The sequence below is a fragment of the Salinicola sp. RZ23 genome, from assembly GCF_003206675.1.
GTDB classification, from domain to species: domain Bacteria; phylum Pseudomonadota; class Gammaproteobacteria; order Pseudomonadales; family Halomonadaceae; genus Salinicola; species Salinicola endophyticus.
On the sequence record NZ_PZJK01000015.1, the window covers coordinates 69254 to 96225 of the forward strand.

Consider the following 26972-nt stretch of genomic DNA (forward strand, 5'->3'; position numbering starts at 1 on the left):
TGGCCAGTCTCATCGGTCGCTCTGCATTTCCCCAGTGTTCACCCCGGCGGTCTTCAAGGCCGCGACCAGGAGAGTCGAGATGGCGAATTCCCCAGCCTATCTGCGCGTCGAGGGCGTCACGGTGACCTTTCCCGGGGTCAAGGCCCTCGACGCGGTCAGCTTCGAGGCGCATCGCGGCCAGGTGCACGCGCTGATGGGCGAGAACGGCGCGGGCAAGTCGACCCTGCTCAAGGTGCTCAGTGGCGTCAACAAGGTCACCGACGGCGCCCTGTGGATCGACGGCGAGCGCCAGGTGTTCACCAACGCCCGCGAGGCGCTCGCCCGCGGTGTGGCGATCATCTACCAGGAGTTGACCCTGTCACCCAACCTGTCGGTGGCCGAGAACCTGCTGCTGGGCCAGCTGCCGGTGCGCTACGGCATGGTCGACCGGCGAGCCCTGCGCAAGCGCGCGCTGGCCATTCTCGAGGAGCTGGGCGAGGGCGCCATTCACCCCGCGACCAAGGTGCGCGAGCTCTCCATCGGCCAGCAGCAGATGATCGAGATCGGCCGCGCGCTGTTGCGCGATGCGCGCATCATCGCCTTCGACGAACCCACCAGCTCGCTGTCGGTACAGGAGACGCGCCATCTCAAGCGGATCGTGGCGCGGCTGCGCGACGAGGGCCGGGTGGTGCTCTATGTCACTCATCGCATGGAGGAGGTGTTCGAGATGTGCGATGCGGTCACGGTATTCCGTGACGGTCGCCATATTCGCACCCATCCGACCCTCGACGGGCTAGATCACGACACCCTGGTCAGCGAGATGGTGGGACGCGAGATCGAGGACGTCTACGGCTATCGCCCGCGCCGCCAGGGCGAGGTGCTGATGCGCCTGGAAGGACTCGAGGGCCGCGGCGTGCGTGCTCCGGTATCGCTGGAGATCCACCGCGGCGAGGTGCTGGGGCTGTTCGGGCTGGTCGGCGCCGGGCGCAGTGAGCTGATGCGGCTGGTCTGCGGCGCTGAGCGTGCCTCGGCGGGGCAGGTGGTGTTCGCCGGCGAGGCGCGGCGTTTCGCCAGTGCCCAGGCGGCGATTCGTGCCGGCATCGCGATGTGCCCGGAGGACCGCAAGTCCCAGGGGATCTTTCCGGTGGCCAGCGTCGCCGACAACCTCAATATCAGCTGCCGGCGCTTCTTCCGCCGCTGGGGTGTGTTCCGCCATGTCGCCCGCGAGACCGAGAACGCCCGCGACTATATCCGCCAGCTGCGGATCAAGACCCCCGGGCCGCGCACGCCGATCGCCAATCTCTCCGGTGGCAACCAGCAGAAGGTGATCCTGGCGCGCTGGCTGGCCGAGCAGATCGAGCTGTTCGTGATGGACGAGCCGACCCGCGGCATCGACGTCGGCGCCCGCCGTGATATCTATGCGCTGCTCTACGATCTCGCCGAGCAGGGCAAGAGCGTGCTGGTGATCTCCAGCGACCTCGCCGAGGTGAGTTCGATCTGCGACCGCATCGGGGTGATGCGCGACGGCGAACTGATCGAGGTCGTCCCGCGTGCGGAGGCCACCCCCGAGCGGCTGCTCGGCCTGGCGCTGCCGGCGTGAGCCGCTGTCCGATCGAGTTCGACGCCGGCGATCTTCATCGACCCTTTCCGTTCCAGAGGATGACCCCGCATGTCCAGTGACAAACTCGTCTCCCAGGCAGCGCCGGCCGCGGTGGGCCGGCGCGGGCTGCCCAAGCCGCTGCGCACCCTGCTCGATACCTCGGGGCTGATCGCAGTGTTCGTGCTGCTGTTCATCGGTCTCTCGGTGCTGGTGCCGGATTTCCTGACCGGACGCAACATCGTCGGCCTGCTGCTCTCGGTGACCCTGATCGGCACCATCGCCACCACCATGATGATGGTGCTGGCCCTGGGTGAGGTAGACCTGTCGGTCGCCTCGATCGTCGCCTTTGCCGGCGTAGTGGCGGCGATGGTCACCTCCAATACCGGCAGCGTGACTGTCGGCGTGCTGGTCGGGATCGCCGCCGGGGCCGCGGTGGGCGCCTTCAACGGCTTCGTGGTGGCGCGCTTCGGTATCAACTCGCTGATCGCCACCCTGGCGGCGATGGAGTTCGTGCGCGGCCTGGCCTACATCACCTCCGGCGGCGATGCGGTGATGATCACCGTACCCGGCTTCTTCGATCTCGGCAGTGCCGCTTTCCTCGGCCTGACCCTGCCGGTATGGACCATGATCGCCTGCTTCGTGGTATTCGGCGTGGTGCTCAATCTGACCGCCTTCGGCCGCAATACCCTGGCCACCGGCGGCAACGCCGAGGCCGCGGCGCTGGCCGGGGTCAACGTGCGCCGGCTCAAGATCACCGTCTTCGCGCTGCAGGGGCTGGTGGCGGGGATCGCCGGCGTCCTGCTCACCTCGCGCATGGGGCTGGGGGATCCCAATACCTCCCAGGGGCTGGAGCTGGCGGTGATCTCGGCCTGCGTGCTGGGCGGGGTGTCGCTCTCCGGTGGGGTCGCTTCGATCACCGGCGTGCTGGTAGGGGTGCTGATCATGGGCTGCGTGCAGAACGCCATGGGGCTGCTCAACGTGCCGACCTTCTATCAATACCTGGTGCGCGGCGCGATCCTGCTGCTGGCGGTGATGTTCGACCGCTGGAAGCAGTCGCGGCGGGCCGGCTGAGAGGTGACGACTCGGCCTACGACTTTGGTCTCTGGTGATTCGACTTTGGTCTGAGGGTGTCCGCAGGTGGCGCCGGGGCGCACCAGGCGGGTGAACCGTGTTGCACAAATGATATTCAAAAGCGTATCAATGCGTGGATGATTTGCTATTAGTTGGTTATTGAGTTTCGCCCGTAATGTGCAGGCTGACACGCCAGGATGACCGGCTCACCGCCAGGACCCATAAGGAGGCGTTCATGCCAGAGCGTGTACACGCCGCTCCGGGGGTGTCCCCTCTGGGGCTTGGTACCGGCATGACCCTGACCCGAACCAGACGCTACGGGGCCGCGTTGTCGGCCACGGCGGACCAAGGAGAGACGAGATGAGCGATGCTGGCGACACGGCTGACAAGACCCCGCGACTGCGCTCTGCGGAGTGGTTCGGCCGGGCCGACAAGAACGGCTTCATGTACCGTAGCTGGATGAAGAATCAGGGCATTCCCGATCACGAGTTCCAGGGCAAGCCGATCATCGGCATCTGCAACACCTGGTCGGAGCTGACGCCCTGCAACGCGCACTTTCGCAAGCTCGCCGAGCACGTCAAGCAGGGGGTGCTCGAGGCGGGGGGCTATCCGGTGGAGTTCCCGGTGTTCTCCAACGGCGAGTCCAACCTGCGCCCCACGGCGATGTTCACCCGCAATCTGGCGAGCATGGACGTCGAGGAGGCGATCCGCGGCAATCCCATCGACGGCGTGGTGCTGCTGGTGGGCTGTGACAAGACCACCCCGGCACTGCTGATGGGGGCGGCGAGTTGCGACATTCCGGCGCTCGTGGTCACCGGCGGGCCGATGCTCAACGGCAAGCATCAGGGCAAGGACATCGGCTCCGGTACGGTGGTGTGGCAGCTCTCCGAACAGGTCAAGGCGGGCAAGCTCTCGATGCACGACTTCATGGCGGCGGAGGCGGGGATGTCGCGCTCGGCCGGCACCTGCAACACCATGGGCACGGCCTCGACGATGGCCTGCATGGCCGAGTCGCTGGGGGTGTCGCTGCCCCACAATGCCGCCATTCCGGCGGTGGATTCGCGCCGCTACGTGCTCGCCCACCTCTCCGGTAATCGCATCGTCGAAATGGTCCGCGAGGATCTCAAGCTGTCGAAGATCCTCACCCGCGAGGCGTTCGAGAACGCCATCTGCACCAATGCCGCCATTGGCGGCTCGACCAATGCGGTGATCCATCTCAAGGCGATCGCCGGGCGTATCGGGGTCGATCTGACCCTCGACGACTGGACCCGGATGGGGCGCGGCATGCCGACGATCGTCGATCTGCAGCCCTCCGGGCGCTACCTGATGGAGGAGTTCTACTACGCCGGTGGCCTGCCGGCGGTGCTCAAGCGCCTGGGCGACGCCGACCGCCTGCCGCACCCGGACGCGCTGACGGTCAATGGCCGTACCTTGTGGCAGAACGTGTGCGAGGCGCCGCTCTACAACGACGACGTGATCCGACCGCTCGACAATCCGCTGCGCGACGATGGCGGGATCTGCATCCTGCGTGGCAACCTGGCGCCCAACGGTGCGGTGCTCAAGCCTTCGGCGGCGACCGCGGCGCTGATGACCCATCGCGGGCGGGCGGTGGTGTTCGAGAACTTCGATGACTACAAGGCGCGCATCAACGATCCCGATCTGGAGGTCTCGCCGGACGACATCCTGGTGATGAAGCACTGTGGGCCGCGGGGTTATCACGGCATGGCCGAAGTCGGCAACATGGGTCTGCCCCCGAAGATCCTCGAGCAGGGTATCACCGACATGGTGCGCATCTCGGATGCCCGCATGAGCGGCACCGCCTACGGCACCGTGGTGCTGCACGTGGCCCCGGAAGCGGCTGCCGGCGGCCCGCTGGCGGCGGTCGAGAACGGCGACTGGATCAGCCTGGACTGCGACAGCGGCAAGCTCGAGCTGGAGGTCGACGACGCCGAGATCGCACGACGCCTGGCCGTGGCCGACCCCACTGCGGCATCAAGCCAGATCGCCAGCAGCGGCGGCTATCGCCAGCTCTATATCGAGCACGTGCTGCAGGCCGACGAGGGCTGTGATTTCGACTTCCTGCGCGGCTGCCGCGGCGCCGAGGTGCCGCGGCACTCGCACTGAACGCCGTGGGTAGGGAGAGTGCCAGGGGGAGAACGCCAGCGTCGGAAGCCCGTTGCCCTTGAGGGTGCCACCTTTCGGCTCCGCCGGCCGCGGGCGATCAGGATGCCGCGAGATCCTGTAGCGCCTGGCCGGTCAGGCGATAACCGATCCACTCACTCTGCGGTTTGGCGCCGATCGATTCATAGAACTGGATGGCCGGTTCGTTCCAGTCCAGAACGTTCCACTCGAAGCGGCCGCAGTCGCGCTCCACCGCGATCTGCGCCAGATGTTTGAGCAACGACTTGCCGGCGCCGGTGCCGCGCGATTCCGGGGTGACATACAGGTCTTCCAGGAAGAGCCCGTTCTTCGCCAGCCAGGTGGAGTAGTTGTAGAAGTACACCGCGAATCCGATGGCCTGGCCGTCGCGCTCGCAGATCAGGGCGTGAGCCGTGGCCTGTGGGGCGAAGATCGAGCGTGCGATGCTCTCTTCGGTCGCCACGACTTCGTGCTCACTCTTCTCGTAGATGGCGAGCTCGCGGACGAAGGCGAGAATCTGCGTCACGTCGTCAGGGGTGGCGGGGCGAATATGAATGTTGGGCATGCATAGCTCCAGAGTGTAGCGGTGAGCGCTTTTCCGGGTGGATTCGCGGTCGGGGCTGTCGAGGTCACTCGCCCGTCAGGGTGGCGGTGATCCGGCGTGCGCCGCCGTGCTGGCGGTGCTCGCCGAGCCAGATGCCTTGCCAGGTACCGGTGAGCAGGCGGCCGTTGTCCACGGCCAGGGTCAGCTGAGTGCCGAACAGGCTGGCCAACACGTGGGCGGGCATGTCATCGGGGCCTTCGAGGGTATGACGCAGGCCGTCGAGGCGCTCGGGGGCGATCCTGGCGGCGAACAGTGCCATGTCATGGCGCACGTCGGGATCGGCGTTCTCGTTCAGGGTCAGCGAGGCCGAGGTGTGCATCAGTTGGAGATGGAGCAGGCCGGTACGGATCTCGGCCAGCCGTGGCAGGGCCGCCAGGATCTCGTCGGTGACCAGATGAAAGCCGCGCGGGCGCGCGGAGAGCGTGAATGGCTGACGGTGCCACATGGTTGAGACGTCTCCGTGAGTGTGCTGGGAGAGTGTTTACAAAATGCCTGCGCTCGGCAATACGGCGTTAAAATCGGCCTCAAAATGCTCATTTACCCCATGTAAACTCCGCTTTTTCGACCGATTTTGCCTTGTCTTGCCTTCGCTCGCCGAATTTGTAAACACCCTCTGAGAGAGTGCATGCGTGGGACCAAAGTCCGCTGTTCATGCCGTTTGGCCGTGTCCTACTCTGACACGTTCAGTCGCCCGGCTGCGAGGAGCGACGGCGCTCGCGGTCGTTGCACCTTGCGCGCTACGCGTGCCGCGGCCAGCGGCAATGTCATCTCCGTGTGTTCAAACCAGGAGTGCGTCATGACTACCCCACGTCTTTACATGTTCCAGACCGGCACGCTCAAGTGCCGGGTGTGCAATATCAAGATGAATGCGGGGCTGGATGAGTACGAGATCCCCGTGCCCTGGTATCTGATTACGCATCCGCAGGGACATGTGGTCATCGATGGTGGCTGTGCCGTCGAGTGCGCCAGCGATCCGGAGAAGCACTGGGGCGATATCACCGCGGTCTACTGGCCGGTAATGCGGGAGGAGGAGGGGTGCGTTCAGGCACTGAAGGCGTTCGGCATCGAGCCCGAGGAGGTCCGCTATGTCCTGCACAGCCACCTGCATCTGGATCACACCGGGGCCACCGGGCGCTTTCCCAACGCCACGCATATCGTGCGGCGATGCGAATACGAGTATGCGATGGCCCCGGACTGGTTTTCCGCCGGTGGCTATATCCGTGCCGATTTCGATCGCCCCGGATTGAAGTGGCATCTGCTGGAGGATGGCGACGACGGCTATGACGTCTTCGGCGACGGCAGCATCCGCTTCATCTTCACCCCGGGGCATGCCCCCGGCCATGCCAGCTTTCTGCTCCAGCTCCCCGAAACCGGTCCGGTTCTGCTGGCGGTGGATGCGGCCTACACCACCGATCATTGGGATGAGAAGGCGCTGCCGGGCTTTCTTGCCTCGACCGTGGATACGGTGCGCTCTGTGCGCAAGCTGCATGCGCTGGCCGAGAAGACCGGGGCGCTGGTGGTCACCGGGCACGACCCGGAGGCGTGGCCGACCTTCCGTCACGCGCCCGAGTACTATGCATGAAACGTTGAGCACTGGGCCATGCATGAAACGTTGAGCACTGGGCCTGAGAAGCGCTTGAGACACGAAGGCCAATCGTACCCGGCGTGCCGAGGCGTGCCGGGTCGATCCACTGAATAGGGAAGTCGCGATGAAAATGCATGCAGCCGTGATCCACGAGATGCAGAAGCCACGCCCGTACCGGGAGTCGCAGCCGCTGTCGATCGAGGAGGTCGAGCTCGATCCGCCCGGGCGCGGCGAGGTACTGGTGCGCATGCGCGCTGCCGGGCTGTGCCACTCGGATCTCTCCACCATCAACGGCGATCGGCCGCGGCCGCTGCCGATGGTGCTGGGGCACGAGGCCGCCGGCGAGGTGGTCGAGGTCGGCGACGGCGTCGAGGATCTCGCCCCCGGCGATCACGTGGTGTTCTCGTTCGCGCCCAGCTGCGGGGGCTGCGCCTCGTGTCTCTCGGGACGCGCGGCGCTGTGCGCGCCGGGGCAGGTGGCCAATGGCGCGGGGCATCTGCTGGGGGGCGGCATGCGTCTGCACAAGGGCGGGCAGAAGATCTATCACCATATCGGCGTCTCCGGCTTCGCCGAGTATGCCGTGGCCTCGCAGCGTTCGCTGACACGGATCGACGCCGATCTGCCGTTCCATATCGCGGCGCTGTTCGGCTGCGCGGTGCTCACCGGGGTTGGTGCGGTGGTGCATACCGCGGGCCTGCGTCTGGGGCAGTCGGTGCTGGTGGTCGGGCTCGGCGGGGTCGGGCTGGCGGCGGTGATGGGGGCTGCCGGGGGCGGCGCCCGCCATGTGATCGCCGCCGACATCGCCCCCGACAAGCTGGAGACCGCCAAGGCGATGGGGGCTACCCATGTGGTCAATAGCGGCGATGCCGACGCCATCGACCAGGTGCGCGAGATCAGTGGCGGCGGGGTGGATATCGCCGCCGAGTTCGCCGGTGTCTCCAAGGCGCTGGAGTTCGCCTACGAGTGTACCGCCCGTGGTGGCACCACCGTGACCTCGGGGCTACCGCATCCGGACGTGCGCTTCGCCATCAGCCCCACGCGGATGGTCGCCGAGGAGCGTACCCTCAAGGGCTCCTATCTGGGGGGGCACGTGCCGTCGCTGGACGTGCCGGAGTATATCGCACTCTACCGCGCCGGCCGGCTGCCGGTGGAGCGGCTGCTCACCCATCGGCTGCGCCTCGACGAGATCAATCTCGGCTTCGATCGTCTCGCCAGCGGCGAAGCGATCCGCCAGATCATCGACTTCGATTGACTCACAGCCACGCCCTCTGCTGGAACCCCCACCGCCCGCGCCCTCTCGGCGCGGGCGGTGTCGTTTCATGGGGCGTGCGCGGTCGCTCGCGGATCTCTGGCATCCGCCCTGGGGCTATGGCGGCCGTGCGGGGGCGATGGCAGAAGCAACAGGCGCAGGGCCTGCTAGTCTTGAGTGAGTCCCTTTGGCGCCGTCGCCAGGCGGCGGCGCCACATTTCACCGGCGTTCATCCGCCATCGTCAGGAGGAAGTCATGACTCAACCGCGTATCGAACGTGACAGCATGGGCGAACTCGAGGTGCCCGCCAGTGCGCGCTACGGCGCCCAGACCCAGCGCGCCGTGAACAACTTCCCGGTCAGCGGCCAGCCGTTGCCGGGTGAGTTCATTGCCGCGGTGGCGCGGATCAAGCGAGCCGCCGCCGAGGTCAACCAGGAGCTGGGGCTGCTCGACGAGGCGCGCTCACGGGCGATCATCGCCGCCGCCGACGAGATCATCGCCGGTGAGCATGCCGATCAGTTCCCGGTGGATGTGTTCCAGACCGGCTCCGGCACCTCGACCAACATGAACGTCAACGAGGTGATCTCGCATCTGGCCAGCAGCGACTCGCTCGCGGTGGGGCCCAACGATCACGTCAACATGGGGCAGTCGAGCAACGACGTGATCCCCACCGCGATCCATCTGGCCGCGGCGGTCCAGGTGCGTGAGCGGCTGCTGCCGGCGCTGCACTATCTGCGCTCGAGCATCGACGACAAGGCGCAGACCCTCGACGATGTGGTCAAGACCGGGCGCACCCACCTGATGGACGCCATGCCGGTGCGGATGAGTCAGGAGCTGGGCGGCTGGTCGAGCCAGATCGGCCAGGCGATCGAGCGCCTGGAGGACGGTCTCAAGCGAGTGACGCGCCTGGCGCTGGGCGGCACCGCGGTGGGGACCGGGGTCAATGCCCATCCCGAGTTCGCCCAGCGGGTGGCGGAGCGGCTGGCCCGCGATACCCATCTCGAGTTCCGCCCCAACGACAGCTTCTTCGCCAGCCTCGCCTCCCAGGACGCGGCGGTGGAGCTCTCCGGGCATCTGCGCACCTATGCCTGCGCGGTGATGAAGATCGCCAACGACCTGCGCTGGATGAACTCGGGGCCGCTGGCGGGGCTGGGCGAGATCGAGCTGGAAGCGCTGCAGCCGGGCAGCTCTATCATGCCGGGCAAGGTCAATCCGGTGATCCCCGAATCCGCGATCCAGGTGGCGGCCCAGGTGATCGGCAACGATACCGCGATCACCGTGGCGGGCCAGAGCGGCAACTTCCAGCTCAACGTGATGCTGCCACTGATCGCCCACAACCTGCTCGGTTCGATCCGGCTGCTGGCCAACGTCAGCCGACTGCTGGCGGACCGCGCCATCGCCACCTTCAACGTGCGCCGGGACAATATCGAGACGCCGCTCTCCAAGAATCCGATCCTGGTCACCGCGCTCAACTCGGTGATCGGCTACGATGCCGCCGCTGCCGTGGCCAAGAAGGCGTACCAGGCCAGTCGTCCGATCATCGATGTGGCCGAGGAGGAGACCGATCTCTCCCGCGAGGAGCTGGAACGCCTGCTCGACCCGGCCAAGCTGACCGAGGGCGGGATTCCCGAATAGGCGTCGGGCATACACGCAGACACCAACGCCANNTGGCGTTGGTGTCTGGATCGGCAGGGATTTAGGTGTCGGTCAAGGGGCGTCAGCTCATACTGGCGCCTCGCCGTGGCGCTCCTTGGCCTCTTCGATGGTGTCGTCGGCGTCGCGGCGCTCCTCGGCATCGGCGGCTTCCGGCTCGTTCTCGTCGGCGCGGCTGGGGTCGTGGCGCAGGGTCACCAGCATCGGGAAGTGATCCGAGCCGATCTCCTTCAGGCGGCGCATCGCCACCAGCGTGAACTGCTCGGAGACGAAGACGTGATCCAGCGGCCAGCGCAGGAACGGGTACTTGGCATGGAAGGTGCTGTACTGACCGCGGCCGCGGCGTAGATCGAGCATGCCGCTGACCTTGCAGAACAGCTTGGTGGTGCGCGACCAGGCGACATCGTTGAGGTCGCCGGCCACCAGCGTCGCATGCTTGTCACCGGCGATCGCCTCGCCCACCAGCAATAGCTCGGCATCTCGCCAAAGCGACTCGTCGCTCTCCGAGGGCGCGGGCGGGCGCGGATGGAGTGCGTGCAGACGCACGCGCTGACCGCTGTCCAGGCGTACCCAGGCGTGGATCGAGGGAATGTCATCCTGGATCAGCCACTTCACCTCGACCTCTTCGAGGGCGAGACGCGAGTAGAGATGCATTCCGTAGAGGTTGTCGAGCGGGATACGTACGGCTTCGGGGTACTGCTCGCCCAGCGCCTCGTCGAGGCGGTCTCCCCACCAGCGATCGGACTCCAGCGTCAACAGCAGATCGGGTCGGTGTTGCTCGACCTGGGTGATCAGCTTGTGGGCCTGGCGGTTGGGGGTGAGCACGTTGGAGACCATGAGCGTGAGCTCGCGGTTGGCCTCTCGCTCGCGCGCCTTGACCACGGCACAGCGTGCCAGTGGGGTCCAGGGATAGATGCGTGCCCACTGGACGCAGGCGGCGATCAGACTGGCCCCGAGTCCGCACCAGTGCCACCAGGCGTGCGGCTGGCAGGCGAGCTGGAGCAGCGCCAGCGCGGTGGCGATACAGGCGAGCTGCAGCAGGGGGAAGTCGAAGCTTCTCACGCTCCAGTGCCGAATCCGCAGATAGGGCACCAGAGTCACGATCAGCACCAGGCAGCCCAGCAGCGTGAACAGGAGTTGCAAAGCGGAGGTCCTCGGAAAAGAGTGGCGGGTGCCTCCAGCGTAGCAGAGGGCAGGGGTCACACCGCCGCTTTTCCAAGGCGCCGGAGATGGCGCTCGGTAGGGCTAGTCTGCCAGGCTCAGGTCGCGCCCACGGCGTCTGCAGGGCGGGCTGCCGCCAGGCGGGGGTGGGTTGCCAGATAGGCGTTCAGCGTCTCGACCTGGGCCGGCGTCAGCACCAGCCCCAGCTTGGTGCGCCGCCACAGGATGTCGTCGGCGGTGCGAGCCCACTCATGGGCGATGAGATAGTCGACCTCGGCGCGGGTCAGACCGCCACCGAACTCCTCGCCCATCTCTTCGCGGCGGGTGACGCCATCCAAGAACCGAAGACACAAGCTGCCGTAACTGGAGGCGAAGCGCTCCGCCCACGCCGCCGGCAGATACGGATAGTCGCGCTGGAGGCGGTCAGCGAACGCCTCGCGGCCTTCGATGTCGCCCCCGGGCAGGGTAGCCTCGGCAGTCCAGGCCGCGCGCATCTCCGGTAGCAGCGGTTGCAGCTTGCGCAGGGCGGCCTCGGCGAGCTTGCGATAAGTGGTGATCTTGCCGCCGAAGATCGACAGCAGGGGGGCTCCGTGGGTATCCAGATCCAGGGTGTAGTCGCGGGTCATCGCCGAGGGGTTTTCCGACTCGTCGTCGCACAGCGGACGCACACCGGAGTAGGTGGCGATGACGTCGTCGCGACCGAGCTGGCGCCGGAAGTGACCATTGAGCACGTCGAGCAGATAGCCGATCTCCTCCTCGCTGATGCCGACCTGGGACGGATCGCCCTGGTAGCGGCGGTCGGTAGTGCCGATCAGACTGTAGTGCTGCTGGTAGGGCAGCACGAAGACGATGCGCCCATCCTGGTTCTGCAGGATGTAGGCACGCTCGTCGTGGTTGAGCCGTGGCACGACCAGATGGCTGCCCTGAATCATGCGGATGCCGTAGCGCGACTGACGTTGGGCGCTGCCCTTGACGAAGGACTCCACCCACGGGCCGCTGGCGTTGACCAGCACCTTGCCGCGTACCTGATAGTGCTCGCCGGAGAGGCGGTCTTCCAGGCTCACCCGCCAGCCGCCACTCTCCTCGCTTGCCGCAGTGCAGCGCGTGCGCAGACGAATGTCGGCGCCCTTGTCCTGGGCCTGGAGCGCATTGAGCAGCACCAGGCGGGCGTCGTCCACCCAGCAGTCGGAGTACTCGAAGCCGCGTTTGATCTCCGGGACCAGCGGGTCGTCAGCCGCGAACTTGAGCGAGCGCGCATTGGGCAGGCTGTCGCGGTGACTGAGGTGGTCATAGAGAAAAAGCCCGGCGCGGATCATCCAGGCGGGGCGCAGATGCGGCTGGTGCGGCAGGATGAAGCGCATCGGCCAGACGATATGGGGGGCCTTGCGCAGCATCACTTCGCGCTCGCGCAGCGCTTCGCGCACCAGCCGAAACTCGCGGTGTTCGAGGTAGCGCAGCCCGCCATGGATCAGCTTGCTGCTGGCGGAAGACGTCGCGCTGGCCAGGTCGGCCTGCTCGCACAGCAGTACCGACAGGCCGCGGCCGGCGGCATCGTTGGCGATACCGGTGCCATTGATGCCGCCGCCCACGACGATCATGTCGTAGGTCTTGTCGTGAGCAACCGTACTCATGCCGTCTCCCCCGCGTGGTGTGAGATCTCTTTTCGGAAACGAAAATAGATCAACCACTTTCGAACATCAATAGGCCGGTACCGGTTTCGCGGTGAAATCCGGGGTTTCTGACTAGATCATTGGTCGCAGACGGGCCAGCCGCGTGTGGGCAGAGCGTTGGATGCCGAGGGGGAAGGAGCGAGGCGGATCGAGAAGGGTGGCAGCGTGGCGTCTAGTGAGATGACGCTCGGCAGCAGCCGTGTCCTGGGGTGGTGTCAGAGCGCGGCGGCGCCACGGCCGCGCTGCGATTCGGGGCAGGGAGAGGCTGGCGCCGGCGCGGGTTCAGGCTGACGCCGGTTGGTCCGCTGCCGGGTCGTCGGCCACGTGCAGCTCGACGCCGTGCTCATGCATCAGGCGGACCAGGGTGTCCGGCGGCTGGCGATCGGTGAAGAAGGCGTCGACCTGACTCAGGTTGCCCTGGCGTACCACAGCGTTGCGCTGGAACTTGGAGTGGTCGGCAGCCAGGTAGACCTGGCGCGAATTGCGGATGATCGCCTGGGCCACGCGCACTTCCTGATAGTCGAACTCCAGCAGCGAGCCGTCACGGTCGATGCCGCTGATGCCGATGATGCCGTAATCGACCTTGAACTGATTGATGAAGTCGATCGTCGCCTCACCGATGATGCCACCATCCCGTGAGCGTACCTGGCCGCCGGCGACGATGACGTTGAAGTCGGTCTTGTGCTGCAGGATGGCGGCGACGTTGAGATTGTTGGTGATCACCTCGAGCCCGCTGTGCTGGCACAGCGCCTCGGCAATGAATTCGTTGCTGGTACCGATGTTGATGAACAGCGACGCCGAGTCGGGGATCTGGGTGACCAGCAGCTCGGCAATGCGCCGCTTGGCCTCGAGATTGAGCGTCTTGCGCGTGTGGTAAGCGGTGTTGACGGTGCTCGACTCCAGCCCGGCGCCTCCGTGGACGCGACGCACCGCGCCCTCTTCGGCGAGCTGGTTGAGGTCCCGACGAATGGTCTGCGGGGTGACGTTGAACTCCGTCGCCAGCTGCTCGATGGCAGCGTAGCCCTGGCGCTTGACCAGGGCGATGATGGCGTCGTGGCGGTCCTGCTGGGTCATGTTGGGTCCTGATGCGGCTGGCGACACGGTGACAACGCCGCCGCCGTGCCGACATGACGCGAGCGGGGGATGGCGCTGTCCTGCCATGGCCGGCGATCTGCGCGGCCAATGTTGTGATTCGAATATTATCAGAAGGTGCCCTCCCCGCAGCCACAAAAGGGGGCCAAGACGTCCTCTTTAGAGGCCCAAGGCGCTAGACCATGGTCTAAGTGTTGGAAAACGAATTTATATTGTTGCCAAGCGAAAATGAAAATACGGTTGGGGCCCATGTCAATCACCCCGGCGGGCGAGTGTGTCGCGAGCCGAAGAGGCAAGGAGTGAAGCGATGGCTGCCTATATTCTCTCGATCGATCAAGGGACCACCAGCTCCCGAGCCATCCTGTTCGACCGCCAGGGGCAGGTCGCTGCGGTCGCTCAGGAAACGTTCGCTCAGCACTTTCCGCACGGCGGTTGGGTCGAGCATGCCAGTGAGGATATCTGGTCGACGGTACTCAGCACCTGCCGTCAGGTCATCGACAAGCACGGCATCAGTGCTGCGGATGTCGCCGGTATCGGCATCACCAATCAGCGCGAGACCACGCTGGTGTGGGACCGCAACACCGGCGAAACCCTCTATAACGCCATCGTGTGGCAGGACCGTCGCACCAGCGACTACTGTCGTGAACTGATGCAGCAGGATCATGAGGCGTTCATCCAGGCGCGCACGGGGCTGCTCATCGACCCCTACTTTTCTGCCACCAAGCTGCGCTGGGTACTGGAAAATGTCGAGGGTGCGCGCCAGCGTGCCGAGCGTGGTGAACTCGCCTTCGGTACTGTCGACAGCTTTCTGCTGTGGCGCCTGACCGGCGGCAAGGTGCATGCCACCGATGCCACCAACGCCTGCCGCACCTGCCTATTCAACATCCATACCCAGCAGTGGGACGAGGAGCTGCTCGCGCTGTTCGAGATTCCCGCCTCACTGATGCCGGAGGTGATGGACTCCAGCGCCCCCTTCGGCACAACCGAGGCGGCGCTGCTCGGTGGCGAGATCCCCGTCGCCGGCATCGCCGGGGATCAGCAGGCTGCGCTGGTCGGTCAGACCGGGTTCACGCCGGGCATGTGCAAGAGCACCTACGGCACCGGCTGCTTCATGATCATGAACACCGGTGCCGAGCCGGCGATCTCACATAACCGACTGCTGACCACGGTGGCCTACCGCCTCCATGGCAAGCCGACCTATGCCATGGAGGGCAGTATCTTCGTCGCTGGGGCGACGGTGCAGTGGCTGCGCGATGGACTCAAGCTGTTCGAGGCGGCCGCCGACACCGAGGCGCTGGCGGAGCAGACCCGGCTCGGCCATGGGGTCTATCTGGTGCCGGCCTTCACTGGCCTCGGCGCGCCGCACTGGGACCCCCAGGCGCGCGGGGCGATCTTCGGCCTGACCCGGGATACCGACATCGGCGAGATCGTGGCGGCGGGGCTGCAGGCGGTGTGCTATCAGACCCGCGATCTGCAGCGCTGCATGGATGACGACATCGGCACGCCCATCGAGCGTCTGCGAGTGGATGGCGGCATGGTCTGCAACAGCTGGGTAATGCAGTTCCTGGCCGATATGCTGGGGGTGCCGGTGGATCGGCCGACGATTCTCGAGACCACTGCGCTGGGTGCGGCGTATCTGGCCGGGCTGCAGATCGGCTGGTATGCCGATCTCGACGAGATCAGCCGGCTGTGGGCGTGCGAGCGCACCTTCGAGCCGCGAATGGCAGAAGCGCAGCGGCAGACGCTCTATGCCGGCTGGCTCGATGCGATTGCCCGGGTCATGCACCATGACGAGACGGCCGTCGCCGCGGGCTGAGTGCCCGACGCGGCTAGCATCTGCTTACCGTGGGTGATTAAAGTCAGGGCAGACAACGGCTTGGCGAATTTTTTTATACGTAGAGGGTTGCAATCTTCAGCGGCATGGGTAAAATTCGCTTCCGTTGTCACGGCGAGGCAGGCCGGATAACTAAGGTGCAAAGGCAGCACAAGCCTGTCGATGACACCACAGCGACAGCAGCAGGACCGTAGCTCAGTTGGTTAGAGCGCCACGTTGACATCGTGGAGGTCAGCGGTTCAAATCCGCTCGGTCCTACCAGTCGCCTTGCACTGCCACCATTTGCAGGACCGTAGCTCAGTTGGTTAGAGCGCCACGTTGACATCGTGGAGGTCAGCGGTTCAAATCCGCTCGGTCCTACCATCTCGAAACCCCAGGCCCTTGGCCTGGGGTTTTGCGTTTGTGTCGCCCTCACTCTTCCCGCCATGCTTTTTCTTCCCCTTGGCGCTTTTCCTTCATTCTGTCCCTTTGCACGTCTCTTTCCCTCGCCTTTCTACCGCTTAAGACACGGATCCGTTGCACCATTCATGTCATTTTTCGAAAAGCAAAGGCTTTCGAAAGCCAACAGATATAACGACTTTAGTCGTAATAAAAGGACGGTTTTTCTATCGTCCAATAGTCGCTGATACTAAGGTTCAATGATCTTTAATTCCTTATTAATCAAAAGCTAAGCAATTACTTGGCAGGACCGCCTGGCGCGCCCTATGGCTTTTTCGAATGGCTGTTTTACGATGCTCGGAAAAGAAAACAAAGGGGTTTCCCGGCCGATGTCATTACAACTCGAAAACGTGACGTTGAAGGTACGTGGCGAGACTTATATCGACGAGGCCAATCTGCAGCTCGACGGCGGCTCGTTCAACGTTCTGCTCGGTCATACGCTGGCTGGCAAGACCACGCTGATGCGGCTGATGGCGGGGCTGGACACGCCCACCCGCGGACGCGTGTGGCTGGGCGGCCGTGACATGACCGATGTGCCGGTGCGGCAGCGCAACGTCTCGATGGTGTATCAGCAGTTCATAAACTATCCCACCCTGAACGTCTTCGACAATATCGCCTCGCCGCTCAAGCAAGCCAAGGTGGCGCGGGCCGAGATCCAGCGCCGGGTCGAGGAGACCGCCCACATGCTGGGCATCGACCATTTGCTCGGACGCTATCCGCAGGCGCTCTCCGGCGGCCAGCAGCAGCGCACGGCCATGGCGCGGGCGCTGGTCAAAGACGCGGACCTCGTGCTGTTCGACGAACCGCTGGTCAATCTCGATTACAAGCTGCGCGAGTCGCTGCGGGTGGAGATGCGCAAGCTGTTCGCATCGCGTGACACCCTGGCGGTCTACGCCACCACAGAGCCCACCGAGGCACTTGCCCTGGGCGGGACCACGGTGCTGCTCAAGGAGGGTCGTATCGTTCAGAGCGGCCCCAGCGAGGCGGTCTACCGTCAGCCCTGCAATCTGGAGGCGGCGAGCCTGTTCGGCGAGCCACCGATCAATCTGCTGGCGGCCGAGATCGCCGGGGGCGAGTGTCGGATCGGCCGCCAGCGACTACCGCTGCCGGCGGCCTGGCAGCGTCTGGAGGAGGGCCACTACCGTCTCGGCGTGCGGCCGCACCACGTCTCGCTCGCGCCGCTGGCCACGGGGGAGGCGCTGTGCCTGCCGGTGCAGGTGCGGGTGGCCGAGATCGGCGGTTCCGAGACCTTCCTGCACATGACTCACGACGAGATCGATCTGGTCGCGCATCTGGGCGGTATTCACGAGCTGGCGGTGGATCAGGCGCTCGAGATCCATCTGCCGTGCGCCGAGATGTTCGTGTTCGAGCCGGGCGGGGAGCTGCTGCTCTCGCCGGCATCCCCCGCCACCGCGGCGCGCGCCTGAGGAGACGATCATGGCAGAGATTCGCTTGGCCCAGCTGGCGCACAGTTACCAGGACAATCCGAGTGCGGCAGAGGATTACGCCCTGCGCCGGATGGAGCACGTGTGGGAGCAGGGTGGCGCCTATGCGCTGCTGGGGCCCTCCGGATGCGGCAAGAGCACGCTGCTCAATATCATGTCCGGGCTGCTGGCGCCGTCCGAGGGCGAGGTGCTGTTCGACGGCAAGGTGGTCAATGCACTGAGCCCGCAGCAGCGCAACATCGCCCAGGTTTTTCAGTTCCCGGTGGTCTACGACACCATGACGGTGTTCGACAACCTGGCCTTCCCGCTGCGCAATCAGGGCAAGCCGAAGGCTACCGTCGAGGCGCGGGTGCGCGAGGTGGCGGCGGCGCTGGAGATCGAGCCGCTGCTGACGCGCAAGGCGCGCAATCTCACCGCGGATGAGAAGCAGAAGGTGTCGATGGGGCGCGGTCTGGTGCGTGACGACGTCGCCGCCATCCTGTTCGACGAGCCGCTCACGGTGATCGACCCTCAGCTCAAGTGGCGCCTGCGCCGCAAGCTCAAGGAGATCCACCAGCGCTTCAACGTGACCATGGTCTATGTCACCCATGATCAGCTCGAGGCGGCCACTTTCGCCGACAAGATCGCGGTGATGTACGGCGGTCAGATCGTGCAGTTCGGCACGCCGCGGGAGCTGTTCGAGATGCCGCGCCACACCTTCGTCGGCTACTTCATCGGCAGCCCCGGGATGAACCTGCTCGACCTCGAGATCGTGGCCGGGCGCGCCCACTGTCACGGCAACGAGCTGGCGCTACCCGAGGCGTGGCACGCGCGCCTCGCGGCGCAGGAGAACGCGCGGTTGCAGTTGGGCATCCGTCCGGAGTTCGTCGAGGTGGTGCCGGCCGATTCGGCGACCCTGACCGGGCGGATCGATCTGATCCAGGATCAGGGGTCGTTCAAGATCGTCGATGTGGCACTCACGGCGGACCCGAGCCAGCTCATCAAGGTGCGGGTGGACGAGTACAAAAGCCTCGGTGAGGAGACGGTGGGACTGCACCTGCCCGAGGCGTGGATGCGCTTCTACGCCAACGACCTGCTGCTGGAGATGTCCGATGAAGCCGTATAACAACAAGGCGTGGTGGCTGGTACTGCCGGTCTTCGTGCTGGTCGCCTTCAGCGCCATCATCCCGATGATGACCGTGGTCAACTACTCGGTGCAGGACATCTTCGACCCGAGTACGCGCTACTTCGTCGGCACCGAGTGGTATCGCGAGATTCTCAGCGACCCGCGGCTGCACGACTCCCTGGTGCGCCAGTTCATCTACTCCTTCTGCGTGCTGGCGATCGAGATCCCGCTGGGCATCATCGTGGCGCTGTCGATGCCGCGGCGTGGCCTGGGCGTCCCGGTCAGCCTGATTCTGCTGGCGCTGCCGCTGCTGGTGCCGTGGAACGTGGTGGGCACGATCTGGCAGATCATCGGGCGCGAGGACATCGGTCTCTACGGCTCGCTGCTCAACGGTCTGGGGGTCGACTACAACTATGCCTCCAGCCCGCGGGATGCCTGGATCACGGTGCTGATCATGGATGTCTGGCACTGGACGTCGCTGGTGGCACTGCTGTGCTACTCGGGGCTGCGCTCGATCCCCGATGTCTACTATCAGGCGGCGCGCATCGATCGCGCCTCCTCCTGGGCGGTGTTTCGCTATATCCAGCTACCCAAGCTCAAGAACGTGCTGCTGATCGCGGTGATGCTGCGCTTCATGGACAGTTTCATGATCTACACCGAGCCCTTCGTGCTCACCGGTGGTGGGCCGGGCACGGCGACCACCTTCCTGAGCCAGACCCTGACCCAGATGGCGCTGGGGCAGTTCGACCTGGGCCGGGCCGCAGCGTTCTCGCTGATCTACTTCCTGATCATCCTGCTGGTGACCTGGGTGTTCTATACCGCCATGACCCACAACGACGACAAGGGGTGAGACGCCATGCACGTGCGCAAGAGTCTGGTGATGTTGCTCTATCTGGTGTTCATCCTGGTGCCGATCTACTGGCTGATCAACATGTCGCTGAAGTCGAACCAGGAGATCCTGGGCGGGCTGACACTGTGGCCGGTGGCGCCGACGCTGGACAATTATCGTGTCATCTTCACCGAGCCGAGCTGGTACACCAGCTATCTCAACTCGCTCACCTATGTCTCGATGAACATGGCGATCTCGCTGCTGGTGGCGCTGCCGGCGGCCTATGCTTTCTCGCGCTATCGTTTCCTCGGCGACAAGCACATGTTCTTCTGGCTGCTGACCAACCGCATGGCGCCGCCGGCGGTGTTCCTGCTGCCGTTCTTCCAGCTCTACTCTGCGGTAGGGCTGTTCGATACCCCGATCGCGGTGGCGCTGGCTCACTGCCTGTTCAACGTGCCGCTGGCGGTGTGGATTCTCGAGGGCTTCATGTCCGGGGTGCCCAAGGAGATCGACGAGACCGCCTATATCGACGGTTACAGCTTCCCGCGCTTCTTCGTGTTCATCTTCATTCCGATGATCCGTCCGGGGATCGGTGTGACGGCGTTCTTCTGCTTCATGTTCTCGTGGGTCGAGCTGCTGCTGGCACGCACCCTGACCTCGGTCGATGCCAAGCCGATCGTGGCGCAGATGACCCGTACGGTCTCCGCCTCCGGGATCGACTGGGGCGTACTGGCGGCGGCCGGGGTGGTGGCGCTGCTGCCGGGTATCGCGGTGATCTACTTCGTGCGCAACCACGTCGCCAAGGGCTTCGCCCTGGGGCGGGTGTGAGTCATGGCAATCGATTCGAGCCTTCGTCCTAGGCACTGTCTGAAAAGTACTGCGCTCGCCCATGCGGCGTTAAAAATCGGCTCAAAATGCTCATTTACAACCCGTAAACTCCGCGTTTTCGCCGATTTTTGCCTTGCCTGGCCTGCGCTCGTCGACTTTCAGACAGCACCTAGGTGCTATATGAAAAATTGACGAGCGAAGGCAGTTTTAGTGCAAAACCTATGGGGGAAACGCTGATGAGCTGGATGGCCTGGACGCTGCCGACGGCGTCGTTCTTCGTGATCATCGCGCTGATGCTGGTGGGGATGTCGATCTGGCAGACGGTGTCACCGGGGCACCAACGCAAGGGGTTCCTGCCGATCTCCACCACCCGCGGTGATCGCCTGTTCATTGGCCTGCTGATCGCCGCCTATGCCCATCTGCTGGCACTGGCGCTGACCGGCTGGCCGCTGTGGATCGTCACGCTGGTATGCGTGGCGGGTTTGATCGCACTGCTGAAATGGGGGTGAAACACCGCAAAACCGAGCTGGATGTCATGGAGCACACGCTGACGGAGTCCTCGCGCGGTAGCGCGTCGCCGCCTCCGCCAGGGCGCAGAACCACACAATAACCGAGGTAACGCTATGTTCAGACAAGCCCACGCCAGCTATCGGCCGCTCACGCTCGGCCTGCTGAGCCTGATACTCGCCAGCGGTGCGGCCCAGGCCGACCAATACCAGGATGCGGCCAAGCGCTGGCTGCAGGATGAATTCACCCCCTCGACCCTGAGTCCCGAGCAGCAGATGGCGGAGCTGCAGTGGTTCATCGATGCGGCCAAGCCGTTCCGCGGCATGCAGATCAACGTGGTGTCGGAGACGCTGACCACCCACAAGTACGAATCCGAGGTGCTGGCCAAGGCGTTCAGCGAGATCACCGGGATTCAACTGCATCACGATCTGCTGCAGGAAGGCGATGTGATCGAGAAGTTGCAGACCCAGATGCAGTCGGGTCGCAACATCTATGACGGCTACGTCAACGACTCGGATCTGATCGGTACCCACTCGCGCTACGGCAAGGTCGTCCCGATCTCCGACATGATCAAGGGCGATGCTGCCGCGGTGACCTCACCGACGCTGGATCTCGACGACTTCATCGGGCTGTCGTTCACCACCGGCCCAGACGGCAAGATCTACCAGCTGCCCGACCAGCAGTTCGCCAACCTCTACTGGTTCCGCGCCGACTGGTTCGACAACCCCGACCTCAAGGCCAAGTTCAAGCAGAAGTATGGCTACGAACTCGGCGTGCCGGTCAACTGGTCGGCCTACGAGGATATCGCCAACTTCTTCACCAACGACGTCAAGGAGATCGACGGCAAGCGCGTCTACGGCCACATGGACTACGGCAAGAAGGATCCGTCGTTGGGCTGGCGCTTCACCGATGCCTGGTTCTCGATGGCCGGGGAGGGCGACAAGGGCCTGCCCAACGGCTTGCCGGTCGACGAGTGGGGCATTCGCGTCGAGCAGTGTCATCCGGTGGGGTCGAGCATGTCGCGGGGTGGCGGTACCAACAGCCCGGCGGCGGTCTTTGCCACCGAGAAGTACATCGACTGGCTGCACGCCTACGCGCCGCCGGAAGCGCAGGGCATGACCTTCTCCGAAGCCGGTCCGGTGCCGGCCCAGGGCAGCGTGGCGCAGCAGATCTTCTGGTACACCGCCTTCACCGCCGACATGACCAAGCCGGGGCTGCCGGTGGTCAACGCCGATGGCACGCCCAAGTGGCGCATGGCGCCGTCGCCGGTGGGGCCATACTGGGAGAAGGGCATGAAGAAGGGCTACCAGGATGTGGGCTCGTGGACCTTCATGAAGTCGACCCCGGAGAAGAATCGCCTGGCCGCCTGGCTCTATGCCCAGTTCGTGACCTCCAAGACGGTTTCGCTGAAGAAGACGCTGGTGGGGCTGACCCCGATCCGCGAGTCCGACATCCAGTCCCAGGCGATGACCGACGCCGCCCCCAAGCTGGGTGGGCTGGTGGAGTTCTATCGTAGCCCGGCGCGGCTGGAGTGGTCGCCGACCGGGACCAACGTGCCCGACTATCCGAAGCTGGCGCAGCTGTGGTGGCAGTACATCTCGCGGGCGGTCAGCGGCGAGACCAGCGTGCAGAATGCGCTCGATGGCCTGGCCGATGCCCAGGACCGGATCATGGAGCGTCTCGAACGCGCCAATGTCCAGCCGCAGTGCGGGCCCAAGCTCAACAAGCCGCGTGATGCGCAGTACTGGCTCGACCAGCCGGGCGCGCCCAAGCCCAAGCTCGAGAACGAGAAGCCGCAGGGCAAGACCGTTCCCTACGCCGAGATGGTCAAGTCGTGGCAGGAGAGCTGAGCGCGGAAAACGGTCGCTGACGACGACCAGCAACGCTATCATGGCCCGCCCAAACCGGCGGGCTTTTTTGTGTGTTACCGCCGTCTTCCCGGGTCGGGCACCCACAGGTGCAGCCACGCGGTGAGGTTCTGCACGAAAAGTCGGCGAACGTGGGCGGGTCTCGTGGCGAGCCTTGCGTCGATGCCGGCCAAGAGGAGAGTCGTCGATGACCTATCAGCCGCTGTTCGAGCATGTTCACCGTCTGCCCAGCATCCCTGGCGTGGTGGCCGAGCTGATCGCCAGTCTCGACGACGATCGCGCCAGCATTCAGCAGATATCGGCCAATATCCGCAAGGACCCGGGGCTCAGTCTCAAGCTGCTGCGCGCGGCCAATTCGGTGCGCTATGGTGTCGGGCGCAACGTCGCCTCGATCGACGATGCGATCCTGCTGCTGGGGTTCGAGCGTGTGCGCACGCTGGTGATCGCGTCGGGGATGGTCGGTGTCATCGAGCACGTGCCGGGGCTGGATCGGCGGGCTTTCTGGAAGACCTCGTTCATGGTCGCCAATCTGGCCCGTGCGATCGTGCGCCATAGTCGGATCGGGGGGCTCTCACCGGAGACCGCCTTCACCTGCGGCATTCTGCACCACGTCGGCTCGGCGTTGATGCATATCGCCCATCCCGAGGTGATGGCGCGCATCGATACCCTGGTTGCCCAGGGCGCGCCGCGCAGCGAGCTGGAGTCGAGCCAGTTCGGCTACACCTTCAGCGAGGTGGGGGCAGAGCTGGGGCGCCGCTGGCGTTTTCCCGAGACCATCTGCCGCGCGCTGACCTACCAGAGTGCGCCGCTGGAGGCCGAGCCGTTCTCGCCCTACGCCGCCGCGGTGCATCTCGCCATCGGCATCTATCGCGACGTCGCCAGCGGTCAGCGTGAGGAGCACGCCCTGGGCGAGATGCCGCGCGACGTGCGCCGGCCGCTCGCCCTCGATCTCCTCGCACTCTACGAAGAGAGCGTGTCGAGCCTGCGCGCCGATGACGAGCTCGAGGTGTTTCTCGGCAAGGCTTGAAGACCACAGCCGGGGCCAGCGCGAGCGCTGGCGTCCCGGCGCTCACTCTTCCAGATCGCTCGCCTCGACGAAGATCCGACACAGACTTTCGATACCGGCCTGATCCGCGGCGCTGAAGCGTGCCGCCTGGGGGCTGTCGATGTCGAGTACGCCCCACAGTCGGCCCGCGACGACGATCGGCACCACCAGCTCCGAGCGGGAGGCGGCGTCGCAGGCGATATGGTCCGGCACGGCGTGGACGTCATCGACGCGCTGGGTGGTGTGCGAACGCGCCGCGGCACCGCACACCCCGCGGCTGAAGGGGATCGGGTTGCACGCCGGTTGGCCCTGGAACGGTCCCAGCACCAGGGTTTCCGGCTGGCGCTGCAGGTAGAAGCCAACCCAGTTGAGCGCGTCGAGCGCCTGCATCAGGAAGGCGCTGGTCTGGGCGGCATTGGTGAGCCAGTCGCGGGTATCGAGCAGGGCGTGTAGCTGGCGTGCCAGGCTGGCGTAGTCGGTATCGGTTCGAGCGGACATGCAAACAGGCGCTCCTGGGTGTGAGTGAAGGCGTGGGCGGGCCTGAGGCGGCGCCGCAACGAAAGAACCAGCGCCGGGGCGCTGGTTCTCAGATGGCGTTCGCGGGGGTCATTTCCAACCGGGAACGGCACCGCCCTTGAACATCGCTTCGGCTTTCTGCTCGACCGCGTCGGACTGGTAGGCCTTGACCAGCTCCTGCACCGTCTTGTCGTTCTGGTGGCCGTCACGCACCACGATCAGGTTGACGTAGGGCGACTCTGCCCCCTCCTTGATCAGCGCGTCGTCCAGCGTCAGGCCGGCCGGCTGGGTGAAAGTCGAGTTGATGAAGGCCATGTCGACGTCCGGCAGCACGCGCGGCATCTGCGCGGCCTCGATCTCCTTGAACGAGTAGTCGTGGGGGTTGTCGACGATATCGATCGGGGTGGCCTCGAGATTGCTCGGATCGTCGAGTTTGATCAGCCCCTTGTTGTGCATCAGGATCAGCGCTCGCCCTTCGTTGGTGGGGTCGTTGGGCAGGGCGATGGTGGCACCGTCGGGCAGGTCGTCGATGCTGTCGTACTTGGCCGAGTAGGCGCCGATCGGGTAGACGAAGGTCTTGCCGGCGATGGCGAAGTCGTAGCCGCGATCCTTCATCATCGCGCGCAGGTAGGGCTCGTGCTGGTAGGCGTTGGCATCGAGGCTGCCGTCGGCCAGCGCCGCATTGGGCGTGACGTAGTCGGTGAACTCGATGATCTCGACGTCGAGACCGTACTTCTCCTTGGCCACCTGCTTGGCGGTCTGCATGACATCGCTCTCCGGGCCGGCCATGGTGCCCACCTTGATGGTGTCGTCAGCCGCGTGAGCGGTACCGGTGATCAGCCCCAGGCCGAGAACGGTGGCGCCGAGTGCGCGCGTGAGTGAAATCGGCATTGACGAAACTCTCCCTGATCGATGAAGCGAATGGCGGCCGGCAGCCCGGCCGCACGTTACCAAAACAATATAACGGAATAACCGTGCTCTTGGTAATGCATTCTGGTTATGAGGGCTGGTGGTGAACGTCATCGCCCCGGTGTGCCGGGGCGACTCGCTCTCCTGGGGTCACTTGTGGTCGCTCTTGCGCACCAGATAGTCGCCCAGGCTCTGGAACAGCTGCACCATCACTACCAGCACCACCACGGTGATCAGCATCACGGTGGGATTGAAGCGGTTGTAGCCGTAGCGGATGCCGAGATCACCGAGGCCGCCACCGCCCACCGCGCCGGCCATGGCGGAGTAGCTCACCAGCGCGACCACGGTGATGGTGAGGCCATTGATGATACCGCCGCGGGCTTCCGGCAGCAGTACCTTGAGGATGATCTGCAGCGGCGTGGCGCCCATCGACTGCGCCGCCTCGACCAGCCCTGGTGAAACCTCGTTGAGCGCGCCCTCCACCAGGCGGGCGACGAACGGGATAGCGGCAATGGTCAGCGGTACCGCGGCGGCGTTGGTGCCGATCGAGCTGCCCACGATCATCCGCGTGAAGGGGATGATTGCCACCAGCAGAATGATGAACGGGATCGAACGGCCGATGTTGGTGATCACCCCGAGCAGGGTGTTGATCACCGGCTGGGCCAGGATCTGGCGCGGCCGGGTGACGTAGAGCAGCACCCCCAGCGGTACGCCCAGCAGGGCGGCGATCAGGCCGGAGACCGCCACCATGTAGAGCGTCTCCAGGGTGGATTGCCAGACGAGATCAATCAGTGCGCTGGACATGACCGAGCACCTCCACATGCAGGTCGAAGGATTCGAGCGTGGCGAGCGCCTGGCGTGTCTGCTCGGCGCCGCCCATCAGTTCGGCGATCATCAGCCCCAGGGTGCGGCCCTGGATCGACTCCACCTTGGCCTGCAGGATGCTGACATCGATGCCGTGCTCGCGGGCCAGCCGCGAGATCAGCGGGGTCGAGACGCTGTCGCCGGAGAAGGTCAGGCGCACTACCGGGTGGGTGTGCGGGCCTGCCTCGGCTTCCAGTCGCTCGACCAGCGCCTGGGGCGGTTCGAGTTCGAGGAAGTCGTTGAGGAACTCGCGTCCCAGGCGGGTCGCCGGCGCGGTGAAGAAGTCCCCCACGTCGGCCTCCTCGACCAGGCGGCCGTCGGAGATCAGGCCGACCCGGTGGCAGATGCTCTTGACCACCTCCATCTCATGGGTGATCAGCAGGATCGTCAGCCCCAGCTGCTGGTTGATCTCCTGCAGCAGTGAAAGGATCGACGTGGTGGTCTGCGGGTCGAGGGCCGAGGTCGCCTCGTCGCACAGCAGCACCTTGGGCCGGCTGGCCAGGGCACGGGCGATCGCCACGCGCTGCTTCTGTCCGCCGGAGAGCTCGGCGGGGTACTGGCGCGCCTTGTCGGCCAGTCCGGTGAGCTCGAGCAGCGGCATGACCCGCTCGCGGATCGCCTTGCGCGACTCGCGCATCAGTTCCAGCGGCAGCGCCACGTTGTCGTAGACGCTGCGGTTGGTCAGCAGGTTGAAATGCTGGAAGATCATCCCGCACTGGTGGCGCGCCTGGCGCAGCTGGGCGGCATCGAGTGCGGTCAGCTCCTGGCCGTCGACGAAGACGCGCCCGGCGCTGGGGCGCTCGAGCAGGTTGACGCAGCGGATCAGCGTCGATTTGCCGGCGCCCGAGAGACCGATGACACCGTGGATGGTGCCCTTGGGCACCGTCAGGTCGATATCCTCCAGCGCCTGCACCGCGCGGCCGCCGCTGCCGTAGGTCTTGGAAACCCGTTCAAGTGTGATCATGAAACGTATCGCTACCC

At 65.1% G+C, this 26972-nt stretch carries 23 protein-coding genes and 2 tRNA genes; 16 read left to right on the forward strand and 9 right to left on the reverse strand.

Translation table 11 applies throughout. The features are described 5' to 3' along the window. Positions 1–79 precede the first annotated feature (79 nt). The 3 genes from araG to DOM67_RS15120 all read left to right on the forward strand — a co-directional run bounded on the left by araG (position 80) and on the right by DOM67_RS15120 (position 4774). Entirely contained in the window at positions 80–1579 is a 1500-nt protein-coding gene (gene araG, locus DOM67_RS15110; RefSeq protein ID WP_110677410.1) for an L-arabinose ABC transporter ATP-binding protein AraG, read from the forward strand. Positions 1580–1648: 69 nt separating this feature from the next. Then, positions 1649–2650, forward strand: a complete 1002-nt coding sequence (gene araH / locus DOM67_RS15115; protein WP_110677412.1) for an L-arabinose ABC transporter permease AraH — start codon at positions 1649–1651, stop codon at positions 2648–2650. Positions 2651–3010: 360 nt separating this feature from the next. After that, positions 3011–4774 carry an IlvD/Edd family dehydratase gene (locus tag DOM67_RS15120; protein WP_110677413.1) on the forward strand — a complete coding sequence of 588 codons (1764 nt, stop codon included), beginning with the start codon at positions 3011–3013 and terminating at the stop codon, positions 4772–4774. Positions 4775–4871: 97 nt separating this feature from the next. Here DOM67_RS15120 and DOM67_RS15125 read toward each other — a convergent pair whose 3' ends face one another. Both DOM67_RS15125 and DOM67_RS15130 read right to left on the reverse strand, forming a co-directional pair. Next, complete coding sequence (locus tag DOM67_RS15125; RefSeq protein WP_110677415.1) at positions 4872–5354, reverse strand: GNAT family N-acetyltransferase; 483 nt, start codon at positions 5352–5354, stop codon at positions 4872–4874. Between the two features lie 64 nt (positions 5355–5418). After that, the gene (locus tag DOM67_RS15130) at positions 5419–5838 is read right to left on the reverse strand and encodes a secondary thiamine-phosphate synthase enzyme YjbQ (protein ID WP_110677417.1); all 420 of its coding nucleotides are present in this window, start codon (positions 5836–5838) and stop codon (positions 5419–5421) included. Positions 5839–6189: 351 nt separating this feature from the next. On the opposite strand from DOM67_RS15130, the gene attM reads away from it, so the two are divergent. From attM to DOM67_RS15145, 3 genes are all read left to right on the forward strand, one after another. Continuing rightward, positions 6190–6975, forward strand: a complete 786-nt coding sequence (gene attM, locus DOM67_RS15135) for an N-acyl homoserine lactonase AttM (RefSeq protein ID WP_110677419.1) — start codon at positions 6190–6192, stop codon at positions 6973–6975. Positions 6976–7102: 127 nt separating this feature from the next. Continuing rightward, positions 7103–8230, forward strand: a complete 1128-nt coding sequence (locus DOM67_RS15140) for a zinc-dependent alcohol dehydrogenase family protein (RefSeq protein ID WP_110677421.1) — start codon at positions 7103–7105, stop codon at positions 8228–8230. A gap of 252 nt (positions 8231–8482) precedes the next feature. Then, positions 8483–9862 carry a class II fumarate hydratase gene (locus DOM67_RS15145; RefSeq protein ID WP_110677423.1) on the forward strand — a complete coding sequence of 460 codons (1380 nt, stop codon included), beginning with the start codon at positions 8483–8485 and terminating at the stop codon, positions 9860–9862. Positions 9863–9949: 87 nt separating this feature from the next. Here the strand turns inward: DOM67_RS15145 and DOM67_RS15150 are convergent, their stop codons facing one another. The 3 genes from DOM67_RS15150 to DOM67_RS15160 form a co-directional block, all read right to left on the reverse strand. Then, positions 9950–11023: an endonuclease/exonuclease/phosphatase family protein gene (locus DOM67_RS15150; RefSeq protein ID WP_110677424.1), complete on the reverse strand. Its 1074-nt coding sequence runs from the start codon at positions 11021–11023 to the stop codon at positions 9950–9952. A 116-nt stretch (positions 11024–11139) separates the two neighbouring features. Next, positions 11140–12672, reverse strand: a complete 1533-nt coding sequence (gene glpD / locus DOM67_RS15155) for a glycerol-3-phosphate dehydrogenase (protein WP_110677426.1) — start codon at positions 12670–12672, stop codon at positions 11140–11142. A gap of 321 nt (positions 12673–12993) precedes the next feature. Continuing rightward, positions 12994–13785, reverse strand: a complete 792-nt coding sequence (locus DOM67_RS15160; RefSeq protein WP_110677428.1) for a DeoR/GlpR family transcriptional regulator — start codon at positions 13783–13785, stop codon at positions 12994–12996. 325 nt (positions 13786–14110) lie between these two features. Here DOM67_RS15160 and glpK point away from each other — a divergent pair, with 325 nt between their 5' ends. From glpK to DOM67_RS15210, 10 genes are all read left to right on the forward strand, one after another. Then, positions 14111–15619 (forward strand): glycerol kinase GlpK, encoded by a 1509-nt coding sequence (gene glpK, locus DOM67_RS15165; protein ID WP_110677430.1) that lies wholly within the window; start codon positions 14111–14113, stop codon positions 15617–15619. Between the two features lie 202 nt (positions 15620–15821). Continuing rightward, positions 15822–15898: transfer RNA gene (locus DOM67_RS15170), tRNA-Val, on the forward strand. Positions 15899–15923: 25 nt separating this feature from the next. Continuing rightward, positions 15924–16000, forward strand: a tRNA-Val gene (locus DOM67_RS15175). A 404-nt stretch (positions 16001–16404) separates the two neighbouring features. Next, positions 16405–17502, forward strand: coding sequence for an ABC transporter ATP-binding protein (locus DOM67_RS15180; RefSeq protein ID WP_110677432.1), 1098 nt, complete (start codon positions 16405–16407; stop codon positions 17500–17502). 10 nt (positions 17503–17512) lie between these two features. Continuing rightward, positions 17513–18625, forward strand: a complete 1113-nt coding sequence (locus DOM67_RS15185) for an ABC transporter ATP-binding protein (protein WP_110677433.1) — start codon at positions 17513–17515, stop codon at positions 18623–18625. Beyond that, complete coding sequence (locus DOM67_RS15190; protein ID WP_110677434.1) at positions 18612–19475, forward strand: sugar ABC transporter permease; 864 nt, start codon at positions 18612–18614, stop codon at positions 19473–19475. Before DOM67_RS15185 ends, DOM67_RS15190 begins: the two co-directional genes overlap by 14 nt. Positions 19476–19481: 6 nt before the next feature. Next, complete coding sequence (locus tag DOM67_RS15195) at positions 19482–20282, forward strand: carbohydrate ABC transporter permease (RefSeq protein WP_035471598.1); 801 nt, start codon at positions 19482–19484, stop codon at positions 20280–20282. A gap of 236 nt (positions 20283–20518) precedes the next feature. Next, positions 20519–20791: a DUF2160 family membrane protein gene (locus DOM67_RS15200; RefSeq protein WP_110677435.1), complete on the forward strand. Its 273-nt coding sequence runs from the start codon at positions 20519–20521 to the stop codon at positions 20789–20791. Positions 20792–20905: 114 nt separating this feature from the next. Beyond that, positions 20906–22639: an ABC transporter substrate-binding protein gene (locus DOM67_RS15205; RefSeq protein WP_110677436.1), complete on the forward strand. Its 1734-nt coding sequence runs from the start codon at positions 20906–20908 to the stop codon at positions 22637–22639. A 205-nt stretch (positions 22640–22844) separates the two neighbouring features. Next, positions 22845–23684: an HDOD domain-containing protein gene (locus DOM67_RS15210; protein WP_110677440.1), complete on the forward strand. Its 840-nt coding sequence runs from the start codon at positions 22845–22847 to the stop codon at positions 23682–23684. Positions 23685–23726: 42 nt separating this feature from the next. Here DOM67_RS15210 and DOM67_RS15215 read toward each other — a convergent pair whose 3' ends face one another. The 4 genes from DOM67_RS15215 to DOM67_RS15230 all read right to left on the reverse strand — a co-directional run bounded on the left by DOM67_RS15215 (position 23727) and on the right by DOM67_RS15230 (position 26955). After that, positions 23727–24200 carry a GAF domain-containing protein gene (locus DOM67_RS15215; RefSeq protein ID WP_110677444.1) on the reverse strand — a complete coding sequence of 158 codons (474 nt, stop codon included), beginning with the start codon at positions 24198–24200 and terminating at the stop codon, positions 23727–23729. A gap of 108 nt (positions 24201–24308) precedes the next feature. Next, positions 24309–25109 carry a MetQ/NlpA family ABC transporter substrate-binding protein gene (locus DOM67_RS15220; protein ID WP_110677445.1) on the reverse strand — a complete coding sequence of 267 codons (801 nt, stop codon included), beginning with the start codon at positions 25107–25109 and terminating at the stop codon, positions 24309–24311. A 168-nt stretch (positions 25110–25277) separates the two neighbouring features. Beyond that, complete coding sequence (locus DOM67_RS15225; protein WP_110677446.1) at positions 25278–25931, reverse strand: methionine ABC transporter permease; 654 nt, start codon at positions 25929–25931, stop codon at positions 25278–25280. Next, positions 25912–26955: a methionine ABC transporter ATP-binding protein gene (locus DOM67_RS15230; RefSeq protein WP_110677448.1), complete on the reverse strand. Its 1044-nt coding sequence runs from the start codon at positions 26953–26955 to the stop codon at positions 25912–25914. Before DOM67_RS15230 ends, DOM67_RS15225 begins: the two co-directional genes overlap by 20 nt. Positions 26956–26972: the final 17 nt, after the last annotated feature.

Bases quoted from the DNA above. Each gene is read 5' to 3' on its own strand.
- DOM67_RS15225 (WP_110677446.1), bottom strand. From the start codon at position 25,931: ATGTCCAGCGCACTGATTGATCTCGTCTGGCAATCCACCCTGGAGACG.
- DOM67_RS15180 (WP_110677432.1), top strand. From the start codon at position 16,405: ATGTCATTACAACTCGAAAACGTGACGTTGAAGGTACGTGGCGAGACT.
- DOM67_RS15205 (WP_110677436.1), top strand. From the start codon at position 20,906: ATGTTCAGACAAGCCCACGCCAGCTATCGGCCGCTCACGCTCGGCCTG.
- DOM67_RS15190 (WP_110677434.1), top strand. From the start codon at position 18,612: ATGAAGCCGTATAACAACAAGGCGTGGTGGCTGGTACTGCCGGTCTTC.
- glpK (WP_110677430.1), top strand. From the start codon at position 14,111: ATGGCTGCCTATATTCTCTCGATCGATCAAGGGACCACCAGCTCCCGA.
- DOM67_RS15120 (WP_110677413.1), top strand. From the start codon at position 3,011: ATGAGCGATGCTGGCGACACGGCTGACAAGACCCCGCGACTGCGCTCT.
- DOM67_RS15195 (WP_035471598.1), top strand. From the start codon at position 19,482: ATGCACGTGCGCAAGAGTCTGGTGATGTTGCTCTATCTGGTGTTCATC.
- DOM67_RS15215 (WP_110677444.1), bottom strand. From the start codon at position 24,200: ATGTCCGCTCGAACCGATACCGACTACGCCAGCCTGGCACGCCAGCTA.
- araH (WP_110677412.1), top strand. From the start codon at position 1,649: ATGTCCAGTGACAAACTCGTCTCCCAGGCAGCGCCGGCCGCGGTGGGC.
- glpD (WP_110677426.1), bottom strand. From the start codon at position 12,672: ATGAGTACGGTTGCTCACGACAAGACCTACGACATGATCGTCGTGGGC.
- DOM67_RS15220 (WP_110677445.1), bottom strand. From the start codon at position 25,109: ATGCCGATTTCACTCACGCGCGCACTCGGCGCCACCGTTCTCGGCCTG.
- DOM67_RS15160 (WP_110677428.1), bottom strand. From the start codon at position 13,785: ATGACCCAGCAGGACCGCCACGACGCCATCATCGCCCTGGTCAAGCGC.
- DOM67_RS15140 (WP_110677421.1), top strand. From the start codon at position 7,103: ATGAAAATGCATGCAGCCGTGATCCACGAGATGCAGAAGCCACGCCCG.
- DOM67_RS15200 (WP_110677435.1), top strand. From the start codon at position 20,519: ATGAGCTGGATGGCCTGGACGCTGCCGACGGCGTCGTTCTTCGTGATC.
- DOM67_RS15185 (WP_110677433.1), top strand. From the start codon at position 17,513: ATGGCAGAGATTCGCTTGGCCCAGCTGGCGCACAGTTACCAGGACAAT.
- DOM67_RS15145 (WP_110677423.1), top strand. From the start codon at position 8,483: ATGACTCAACCGCGTATCGAACGTGACAGCATGGGCGAACTCGAGGTG.
- DOM67_RS15125 (WP_110677415.1), bottom strand. From the start codon at position 5,354: ATGCCCAACATTCATATTCGCCCCGCCACCCCTGACGACGTGACGCAG.
- DOM67_RS15230 (WP_110677448.1), bottom strand. From the start codon at position 26,955: ATGATCACACTTGAACGGGTTTCCAAGACCTACGGCAGCGGCGGCCGC.
- DOM67_RS15130 (WP_110677417.1), bottom strand. From the start codon at position 5,838: ATGTGGCACCGTCAGCCATTCACGCTCTCCGCGCGCCCGCGCGGCTTT.
- araG (WP_110677410.1), top strand. From the start codon at position 80: ATGGCGAATTCCCCAGCCTATCTGCGCGTCGAGGGCGTCACGGTGACC.
- DOM67_RS15210 (WP_110677440.1), top strand. From the start codon at position 22,845: ATGACCTATCAGCCGCTGTTCGAGCATGTTCACCGTCTGCCCAGCATC.
- attM (WP_110677419.1), top strand. From the start codon at position 6,190: ATGACTACCCCACGTCTTTACATGTTCCAGACCGGCACGCTCAAGTGC.